Below are 10,127 nucleotides of genomic sequence, written 5' to 3'. Positions count from 1 at the left end.
CTATTGTGTCAGTAATAACAATATTAGGAATTTACTTTTACTATAGCATAAATGTATCTAACAAAACTTTAGGAATTAGTGTTAATCCTTTTTCTTATGATGGAGTTCCAGGAATAATCGAGGTTTTGTACAGAGGTGTAATGATAATAATTGGGGGACAATTATTAAATAGGGCTATTATAGATGAATACGAAAAGGGAACTATTAATATACCATTTACTTGCGGAGTTAATAAGGTGAAATTTTTGGTGAGTAAGATTATATTAGTTTGGCTTTCTATTTTAGCGGCAACTATCTTGGGACAAGTAATATCAATAATTGTTTCTTCATTTATAGCTGTAAGTTTTAATTTTGCAAGTGCTTCTTTAATGTTTTCAGAATTAAAAGAATGTATTGTTATGACTATCTATAATGATTTATGTTTTTCATTTATAGCCTTTATTCCACTATATGTAGGAATGGTTAAAAAATCTACAAAGGCTTTAACTGGATTTTCAATAGTAATATTTTTAGTTACAACAACAGGGTATGAACAAGATTATTTAAAGATGTTTTCTATAGGAATACCTGCTATTCCTTTAATAATAGGTATAATTGGTATTGTATCCATAATATTATCAGTAAGAAGAGGAATAAAAATATAAAAATATTTAGGGCAGTCAGAAATGGCTGGCCTTTTTTGTATTATTTTTATTTAAATATCCATACTAAGTTGGTAAGGATGGTGTATATAATGGGAAAGAAAAGTTTAAAAGAATGTAAATGGGGAGAAAAAATAGAAGTTTCCCTTATGATAAACAAAATTTTAGATAGAAATGAGAATATGCTTTGGGCCTATGCAGGTGATAAATATAAAGAGATAAAATGTTTGTTTTCTTCAGATGTTTTATTAAATGAAGGGGATGTTGTTCTATTAAAGGGGCATTACGGAGAGCCCTTTAAACCTGATAAAGTTGAATGTGTTAAAGAATATAACATTGAAGATTATTTACCTACAGTAAAAAGACCTATTAATGACATAATGAATGAATTAGAAAATATGACAAAAGAAGAAGTAACATCAGAAGAAGGTAAGGCGTTAAATGATTATTTCTTTAAGAATGAGAATTTTGTAAGTAAATTTAAAAAAGCAATAGGAGGAGTATATAATCATCATAACTATTTAGGAGGTTTAGCTGAACATACATTAAACGTTATGTATTTAGCTAAAACTTTAGCTTATAGATATGATATAAAATACAAAGAGATTGCAATATTAGGGGCAAAGCTACATGATATAGGGAAAGTCTATGAGATGAATTATGATGGACCATTTTCATATACAACAACAGGAAGTCTTCAAGGACATATTGTAATGGGAGTAACCATGATTGAAAAAGCTTTTGTAGAAAGTGAATTAGATTTTAGTGAGGATTTTAAGAATAGAATAAAAGGAATTATTGTACAACATCATGGTAAATTGGAGTTTGGTTCCCCTGTTCAACCAAGAACTGTAGAATCTTATGTAGTACATTATGCTGATTATGTTGATGCAACTATGAATAAGTTAGATATAATTGGAGAAGGAATTGGAAAAGGTGAATGGAGTAGGTTTGACAAGAGGATTGAGGGAAGAGTACTCTATTAAAGCAAGAGAGGATGGATTAATATTAAAAATATAGGCGAAAATATAAGTTCTTAAGTTTTTAAGAACTTAAGAACTTAAGAAGTTATAGTAAAAATGCGGTGTTCAATGAGTTTTGCTTTAGATAAAGTATAATTTGAAATACACAATAACTTTTAATGAAATACATAAAAGGAGCTATCGCTAGCTAATTTTTTTAATTGCTAATGCGATAGCTCCAATATTATTTTAATAACTCTTTAACGTAGTTTGGTAAAGCGAAGGATGCTTTATGTACGTCTTTGTTATAATATCTATCTTTTAAGTTTAAGCTGTTATAAAATTCTTCATCAAAATCATTAACTGGATGAAGCTTTTTTGAAGCAAATCCAAAGAACCAATAGCCAGAAGGATAAGTTGGAATCATATATTGATATACTTCACAGATTGGAAATATATCTTTCAACTTCTCGTTGGATCTTTTCATTTCCTTCTTATTCATATCATAATATGGACTTTCTCCTTGATTAACAAGAATACCTTTATCTGTTAATGACTCATAGCAATTTTTATAGAATTCTCTTGTAAACAAACCTTCACCAGGTCCTATAGGGTCTGTAGAATCAACTATTATTAAGTCATAAAGATTTTTTTTGTTTTCTACAAACTTTATTCCATCTTGAAAATATAGGTTAACTCTAGGATCATCTAATTTACAAGAAGTAAAAGGTAAATATTCCCTTGCGGCTTTAACCACTTCTTCATCAAGTTCAACCATATCTATTCTTTCGATTGAATTAAATCTAGTAAGTTCACGAACTGTACCACCATCTCCGGCTCCTATTACTAAAACATTTTTTATATCTTTATTTACCATTATAGGAACATGAGTTATCATTTCGTGATATATAAATTCATCTTTTTCAGTAATCATAGTCCATCCATCAATTACAAGGACTCTTCCAAAATCATAGGTGTCTATTACATCAATTTGTTGAAATTGACTCTTTTTAGAATAAAGAGTTTTCTTTACTCTCATTGAAAATTTAACATTATCTGTTTGATTCTCTGTGTACCAAAGTTCCATATTGTTCTCCTTTCTAAGCTGTTGGTTTATGAGTTACTTGTTCAAAAGTTGTGTTGGAAAAATTTTTGATTTTTTCTACCATGCCTCTTGCAACTTCTGTTGACTCACTTCTCTCAGAGCATAATTCTTTTTCGAGATAATCAAAGCCTATCCATGGATTAACTGAATCTCCACAAGTGTATAGATCTACTGATGCATATCCATATTCAGGCCATGTATGGATTGTTAAGTGTGACTCTTGTATAATTACAGCTCCACTTACTCCCCAAGGATTAAATTTGTGAAAACAACTAGTTACTATGGTTGCGTTTGACTTAATTGCTGCTTCACACATAATTTTTTCAATTTTTTCGTGATTCCCTAAAATATTAGAATCACAATTATAAAACTCTACTAAGATATGTCTTCCTAACTGTTCAAGTTTCAATTTAAAACCCCCTTAATTTTATATTTCCCTTAGGATAGGTAAGAAAAATTATGAAAAAATTTCGCAAAAGTTTAGTTAAACTAAACTTAAAGTTAAACAATATTAAACTTCACAAGATATAGTATACATAGATGGTTTGTTTTGTCAATAAATATTTATTAATAATGTGAATATGTATTAGATTCTTAGATAATAATATAAATGACCTTTTAGGTTGCGTAGGTTTCTTTGCCGGTAGTTGTAGCTATCGGTATTTTTTTGTACATAAAGGTTATGCTTTTATAAAAATATAGAAGTAAACATTCGTGTATACGTATGTTAAAAAGTAAGTTGTATATAAATATACGGACATATACGAATATTGTTATTTATAACTATAGTTAATATTGACAATAGATACAAGGAGTGTTAATCTTAAAATATAAATACGAAGGATAAAATAAAATTTAGATATAATATTCGGTATGACAATTAATGGGTGGAGGTATTTAAATGATGAATATCAGATGTGTATTCGTTGAAAAGAAAAAAGGTTTTGACGTAGAAGCACAAAGTTTATTGAGTGACTTTAAGAGCAATTTAAGAATGGACAACCTACAAGAAGTAAGAGTTATTAACAAATATATTTTAGGGGCAGTTTCAGAAGAGTATTATAAAAAAGCATTAAATACTATATTTTCTGAATTAACTGTAGATAGGGTATATGAAGAAACATTACCACTTGAAAAAGGAGATATTGCTTTTGGAGTAGAGTATCTACCAGGTCAATACGATCAAAGAGCAGATTCAGCATCTCAATGTTTTCAATTATTAACTAGTGGAGATAGAGTAGAAGTAAAATCTTCAAAGGTTATAATTTTAAAGGGAGATTTATCAGATAATGATGTAGAGAGAGTTAAAAACTATTATATAAATTCTGTTGATTCTAAAGAAGTTGCTATAGATGATAGAACTATAGATACACAACTTAGCATTCCTAATGATGTTCAAATCTTAGAAGGGTTTAATGAAAGAAATCTTGAAGCTTTAAAAGAGTTCCATAGTGAACAAGGCCTTGCAATGAGCATTGATGATTTAAAGATGATTCAAGAATACTTTAAAAATGAAGAAAAGAGAGACCCTAGCATTACTGAAGTAAAGGTTATTGATACTTATTGGTCAGACCATTGCAGACATACAACATTCTCAACAAAAATAGAAAAAGTAGAAATTGAAGAAAATAAATATACAACTCCTATAGTAAAAGCTTATGATGCTTACATTAAGTCAAGAAATTTTGTATATGGAGAAAATACAGATAGAAATGAAACCCTTATGGATATAGCATGTATCCTAGTTAAGGAAATGAGAAAGAAGGGCATGTTAGAGGATTTAGATGTATCTGAAGAAATAAATGCATGCTCAATAAATATAGATGTTGAAACAGATAAAGGAATTGAAAAATATCTTTTAATGTTTAAAAACGAAACACATAACCATCCAACTGAAATAGAACCTTTTGGTGGAGCTGCTACTTGTTTAGGTGGAGCAATAAGAGATCCATTATCAGGAAGAACTTATGTATACCAAGCAATGAGGGTTACAGGTTCAGCAGATCCAACAGTTCCTGTAGAAAAAACTTTAAAGGGAAAATTACCACAAAGAACTATTACACTAGGAGCAGCACATGGATATAGCTCATATGGTAACCAAATAGGTCTTGCAACAGGAGAAGTTGCAGAGGTTTATCATCCAGACTATGTAGCAAAGAGAATGGAAGTTGGTGCAGTAATTGCAGCAGCACCTAAGGAAAATGTAGTTAGAGAAGAACCTACCTTAGGAGATGTTGTTATCCTATTAGGTGGTAGAACTGGTAGAGATGGTGTTGGTGGAGCAACAGGTTCATCAAAGGAACATACTACAGAATCAATAAATACTTGTGGGGCAGAGGTTCAAAAAGGTAATGCACCTACAGAAAGAAAGCTTCAAAGGTTATTTAGAATTCCAGAAGCAGCAAAGATGATTAAGAGATGTAATGACTTTGGTGCAGGTGGAGTATCAGTTGCAATTGGAGAATTATGCAGAGGGTTAGATATAGATTTAGATAAGGTTCCAAAGAAATATGAAGGGTTAGATGGAACAGAACTTGCAGTATCAGAATCTCAAGAAAGAATGGCTGTTGTAGTAGAAGCTAAGGATGTAGAAAGATTTATGAAGTTTGCTGAAGAGGAAAACTTAGAATCTACAGTCGTTGCAGAGGTTACTGATAATGAAAGGTTAAGAATGTACTGGAGAGGCAATAAAATAGTAGATATTCATAGAAGCTTCTTAGACACAAATGGAGCAACTCAAGTTACAGATGTAAAGGTAGTAGCACCAGAAAATTACCCATACAATGTTGGAACAGTTAACGTTAAAGATAAGTGGCTTGAAAATTTAAAGGATTTAAATATTGCATCACAACAAGGATTAGTTGAAAGATTTGACTCAACAATAGGGGCAAGATCAGTACTTATGCCATTTGGAGGTAAGTATTCAAAAACTCCTTCAGAAGGTATGGCAGCTAAGATTCCAGTTATGAATGGAGAGTCAAAGGATGCTTCACTTATGACATTTGGATATAATCCTAACTTAGGTACTTGGAGTCCTTTCCACATGGCATTCTATTCAGTAATTGAATCAATTACTAAGATAGCAGCTATGGGTGGAGATTACAGAAAAGTTAGACTTACATTCCAAGAATATTTTGAGAGATTAGGTAAGAAGGCTGAAAGATGGGGAAAACCATTTGCAGCATTGTTAGGGGCATATAAAGCACAAGTAGATTTAGGAATACCAGCAATAGGTGGTAAGGACTCAATGTCAGGAACATTTGATGATATAGATGTACCACCAACATTAGTATCTTTCGCTGTGGGTTATGAAAAGGCAGAGAGAATTATTTCACCAGAATTTAAGAAGATTGGGTCAAAATTAGTTCTTCTTATGAGTGAAAAATTAAGTGATGGAACAATAGATATGGATAAGTTCAAAAAGAACTTAGAAGTATTATATTCACTAATAGGAGATAAAAAGGTTATATCAGCTTCTTCATTAAAGTTTGGTGGAGCAGCAGAAGCACTTACAAAGATGTCTTTAGGAAATAGAATAGGTGCTAAGTTCTCTAATTTAACTGTAGAAGAGTTGTTTGGATTAAACTATGGAACACTTTTACTAGAAGTAGAGGGAAATGTTGATGTACCAACTGAATTTGCTGGTACAAGCTTTAAGGTTGTAGGTGAAACAATTAGTGAAGAAAGAATAGTTTCAGGAGATTATGATATAGACTTCACAATTGAGGAACTAGAAAAGTCCATAGAAGAAAAATTAAATGGAGTATTTAAGATAAGTACTGAGAAGAAGGAAGAAAAGGTTGAATCAAAGCTTTATACTGAAAGAAATACTTCTAAACCAAGGGAAAGAATAGAACATCCAAAGGTTGTTATTCCAGTATTCCCAGGAACAAACTGTGAAGATGATTGTGCAAGAGCCTTTAGAAAAGAAGGAGCAGAAGTTGTACAAGTTCTAATTAGAAACTTAAATAAAGAAGCATTAATAGAATCAGTTGATAGATTAGAAAAAGAAATTAGAACAGCTCAAATAATTATGCTTCCAGGTGGATTCTCAGCAGGGGATGAGCCAGATGGATCAGCTAAATTCATAGCTACAGTATTTAGAAATGAAAAGATAAAAGATGCTGTAATGGATATTTTAAATAATAGAGATGGATTAATGTTAGGTATCTGTAATGGCTTCCAAGCATTAATTAAGTTAGGTTTAGTACCTTATGGTGAAATCAGAGATATCGAAGAAGATATGGCTACATTAACTTATAACAATATTAATAGACATATGTCTTCAATAATAAGAACAAGAATTTCTTCAGTTAAATCACCTTGGTTCAGTGAAGTAAATGCAGGAGATATTCACAATGTAGCAATTTCACATGGTGAAGGAAGATTTGTAGCACCAGAAAGTTTATTAAAGGAACTTGAAGAGAATGGACAGATAGCAACTCAATATGTTGACTTTAATGGAGAAGTATCATTAGATATGCCATACAATCCAAATGGATCAATGTTAGGAGTTGAAGGTATTACAAGCAGAGATGGAAGAATCTTAGGTAAGATGGGTCACTCTGAAAGAATTGGAGAAAATTTATATAGAAATGTTCCAGGAGAATTTGATCAAAAGATATTTAAATCAGGAGTTAATTACTTTAGAAAATAAAGTGGTTAGAAATATATAAATATAAAAATAAAACAATATATAAATATACCAATATATATTTATATAAATATGTAGGAAAAATGCTGGTTGAAGGTAATAGATTATTAATTAACTTAAGGAGGGAATTTTAAATGAAGGTAGCAATATTTTTTGGTAGCAAGTCAGATACCGATGTGATGAAGGGCGCAGCTAATGCCTTAAAAGAATTTGGAGTAGATTACAAGGCTTATATTTTATCAGCTCATAGAGTTCCAGAAAAGTTAGCAGAAACAATTGAAAAGATTGAAAAGGATGGTTGCGAAGTAATAATAGCAGGAGCAGGTCTTGCAGCACATTTACCAGGAGTTATAGCATCACAAACTACTTTACCTGTAATAGGAATTCCTGTTAAGGCAGCAGTTGAAGGTATGGATGCATTATTATCAATTGTACAGATGCCAAAGTCAATTCCAGTGGCAACTGTTGGAATTAATAATAGCTACAATGCAGGGATGCTTGCAGTGCAAATACTATCATTAAAATATCCAGAGATTAAAGAAAAATTAGTTGATTTTAGAATGAATATGAAAAGAAAGTTTATAGAAGAAAATGGAGAAGGAGTGGAACTATAATGGAAAAGTTAGAAATGATGTATGAAGGAAAAGCAAAGAAGATTTATGCTACAGGAAATGCAGAAGAGGTTATTGTATATTACAAAGATGATGCAACAGCATTTAATGGAGAAAAGAAAGATCAAATAAATAACAAGGGTATCTTAAACAATGCAATAACTTCAATGATATTTGAAATGTTAAATGAAAATGGTATAAAGACTCACTTTGTTAAGAAGCTAAATGACAGAGAACAACTTTGTAAGAAAGTTGAAATAGTACCACTAGAAGTTATAGTAAGAAATGTGGCAGCAGGAAGCATGGCTAAGAGATTAGGACTTGAAGAAGGGTACAAGCTAAAGACTACAGTGTTTGAATTCTCTTATAAAGATGATGAATTAGGGGATCCACTAATAAACTCTTATCATGCAGTAGCAATTGGAGCTGCAACTTTTGAAGAAATTAAAACAATTTTAGATATGACAGCTAAAATAAATGACTTACTTAAGGAATTCTTCTCTAAGTTAAATATTAACTTAATAGACTTTAAGATTGAATTTGGTAAACTTCCAAATGGAGAAATTGTTTTAGCAGATGAAATTTCACCAGACACATGTAGATTCTGGGATGCAACTACAGGAGAAAAGTTAGATAAAGATAGATTTAGAAGAGATATGGGTAACGTAGAAGAAGCTTACATTGAAATTTTAAACAGAATTAAAGGGGAATAGTTAGGATGAAAAAAGCTGACTTTCAATTAATACTAGATCCAAGTCTGGATAAATTTAAAGATGAATGTGGTGTGTTTGGGGTATACTCAAACTCACCTATGGATGTAGCAGGTATGACCTACTATGGATTATATGCTCTTCAACATAGAGGACAAGAATCTGCAGGTATTGCAGTAGGAAATGGTGAAGAAGTAGACATTCATAAGGGTTTAGGTTTAATAACTGAAGCTTTTACAAAGGATGACTTAAACAAATTAAAGGGGTATATAGCAATTGGACATGTTAGATATTCAACAACAGGCTCAACTAAGGTAGAAAATGCACAACCACTTTTAGCATCATCAAAGCTTGGTCCTATAGCAATGGCTCATAATGGTAACCTTGTTAATGCAGATGTTATAAGAGATTTATTAGAAGATGGTGGTCATGTATTCCATACAACAATTGATTCAGAGGTTATAGCAACATTAATAGCAAGAGGTGCTAAGAGAGGTATTGAAAGAGCTGTTGTGGATGCTATACAGGCTGTTAGAGGAAGCTTTGCTATGGTTATAGCAACAAAGGATAAGCTTATTGGAGCTAGAGATCCACATGGTATAAGACCTCTTTGTATAGGTAAGGTTGATGATGCATATGTAATGTCATCAGAAAGTTGTGCTTTAGATGCAGTAGGAGCTGAATTTGTTAGAGATGTTGAACCAGGGGAAGTTGTAGTTATTGATGAAAATGGAATAAGATCTATAAAATACTCTGAAAACACATTATGTCAAACTTGTGCCTTTGAATACATCTACTTTGCAAGACCTGATTCAATAATTGATGGTCTAGATGTTCAAGTAACAAGAGTTAAGGCTGGAGAAGAGTTATATAGAGAACATCCTATAGAAGCAGATATAGTATCAGCAGTACCAGATTCAGGTATACCAGCAGCTATAGGGTATGCAAGAGCATCAGGAATTCCATATGACACAGCCTTTGTAAAGAATAGATATGTAGGAAGAACATTTATTACACCTTCTCAAGAAATACGAGAAAAGGCTGTAGCAGTTAAGTTAAATCCTTTAAAGGTAAATGTAAAAGGTAAAAGAGTTATCTTAATAGATGACTCAATAGTTAGAGGAACTACTTCAAAGCATTTAGTTGATTCTTTAAGAAAAGCTGGAGCTAAAGAAGTACATTTCCTTGTAGCATCACCAGTGGTTAAGTTCCCTTGTTATTTTGGAATTGATACTCCATATAGAAGTGAACTTATAGGTGCAAATCATTCTATAGAAGAAATGGCAGATATGATAGGGGCAGATTCATTAGGATACTTAAGCATGGATGGAATGTATAACACATTTAAAGGTAAAGAAGGATTCTGTGTTGGGTGCTTTAATGGAGTATATCCAGTATCAACACCAATAGAAACTTCAAAAGATCATCTTGAAAGGTAGTGGAG

At 31.6% G+C, this 10,127-nt stretch carries 8 protein-coding genes; 6 read left to right on the top strand and 2 right to left on the bottom strand.

Translation table 11 applies throughout. The features are described 5' to 3' along the window. Together DR024_RS17795 and DR024_RS14705 are read left to right on the top strand one after the other, a co-directional pair. On the top strand, window positions 1-644 hold a 644-nt coding region (locus DR024_RS17795; protein ID WP_172458955.1), incomplete at its 5' end, for a hypothetical protein. 89 nt (window positions 645-733) lie between these two features. Continuing rightward, entirely contained in the window at window positions 734-1,627 is an 894-nt protein-coding gene (locus tag DR024_RS14705; RefSeq protein WP_027097308.1) for an HD domain-containing protein, read from the top strand. A 220-nt stretch (window positions 1,628-1,847) separates the two neighbouring features. On the opposite strand, the gene speE is transcribed toward DR024_RS14705, so the two are convergent. Beyond that, entirely contained in the window at window positions 1,848-2,690 is an 843-nt protein-coding gene (gene speE / locus DR024_RS14700; RefSeq protein ID WP_027097309.1) for a polyamine aminopropyltransferase, read from the bottom strand. Window positions 2,691-2,703: 13 nt separating this feature from the next. Further along, a complete protein-coding gene (gene speD / locus DR024_RS14695; RefSeq protein ID WP_111919088.1) occupies window positions 2,704-3,117 on the bottom strand; it encodes an adenosylmethionine decarboxylase in 414 nt (137 codons plus the stop codon). A gap of 492 nt (window positions 3,118-3,609) precedes the next feature. On the opposite strand from speD, the gene DR024_RS14690 reads away from it, so the two are divergent. The 4 genes from DR024_RS14690 (at window position 3,610) to purF (ending at window position 10,122) form a co-directional block, all read left to right on the top strand. Continuing rightward, complete coding sequence (locus DR024_RS14690; RefSeq protein ID WP_111919086.1) at window positions 3,610-7,365, top strand: phosphoribosylformylglycinamidine synthase; 3,756 nt, start codon at window positions 3,610-3,612, stop codon at window positions 7,363-7,365. 131 nt (window positions 7,366-7,496) lie between these two features. Continuing rightward, window positions 7,497-7,976, top strand: coding sequence for a 5-(carboxyamino)imidazole ribonucleotide mutase (gene purE / locus DR024_RS14685; RefSeq protein ID WP_055184888.1), 480 nt, complete (start codon window positions 7,497-7,499; stop codon window positions 7,974-7,976). Further along, window positions 7,976-8,686 (top strand): phosphoribosylaminoimidazolesuccinocarboxamide synthase, encoded by a 711-nt coding sequence (gene purC, locus DR024_RS14680; RefSeq protein ID WP_055184891.1) that lies wholly within the window; start codon window positions 7,976-7,978, stop codon window positions 8,684-8,686. The genes purE and purC overlap by 1 nt, the downstream gene beginning before the upstream one ends. Before the next feature lie 5 nt (window positions 8,687-8,691). Beyond that, complete coding sequence (gene purF / locus DR024_RS14675) at window positions 8,692-10,122, top strand: amidophosphoribosyltransferase (RefSeq protein ID WP_027097314.1); 1,431 nt, start codon at window positions 8,692-8,694, stop codon at window positions 10,120-10,122. Window positions 10,123-10,127: the final 5 nt, after the last annotated feature.

Source organism: Clostridium paraputrificum (assembly GCF_900447045.1).
Classification (GTDB): domain Bacteria; phylum Bacillota; class Clostridia; order Clostridiales; family Clostridiaceae; genus Clostridium; species Clostridium paraputrificum.
Note: the sequence above shows the minus strand (reverse complement) of the source record. Positions and strands in the feature narration are given on the sequence as shown.

Excerpts from the sequence above, each read along its gene's own strand:
- DR024_RS14705 (WP_027097308.1), top strand. The coding sequence starts at position 734 with ATGGGAAAGAAAAGTTTAAAAGAATGTAAATGGGGAGAAAAAATAGAA.
- speE (WP_027097309.1), bottom strand. The coding sequence starts at position 2,690 with ATGGAACTTTGGTACACAGAGAATCAAACAGATAATGTTAAATTTTCA.
- DR024_RS14690 (WP_111919086.1), top strand. The coding sequence starts at position 3,610 with ATGATGAATATCAGATGTGTATTCGTTGAAAAGAAAAAAGGTTTTGAC.
- purE (WP_055184888.1), top strand. The coding sequence starts at position 7,497 with ATGAAGGTAGCAATATTTTTTGGTAGCAAGTCAGATACCGATGTGATG.
- purC (WP_055184891.1), top strand. The coding sequence starts at position 7,976 with ATGGAAAAGTTAGAAATGATGTATGAAGGAAAAGCAAAGAAGATTTAT.
- purF (WP_027097314.1), top strand. The coding sequence starts at position 8,692 with ATGAAAAAAGCTGACTTTCAATTAATACTAGATCCAAGTCTGGATAAA.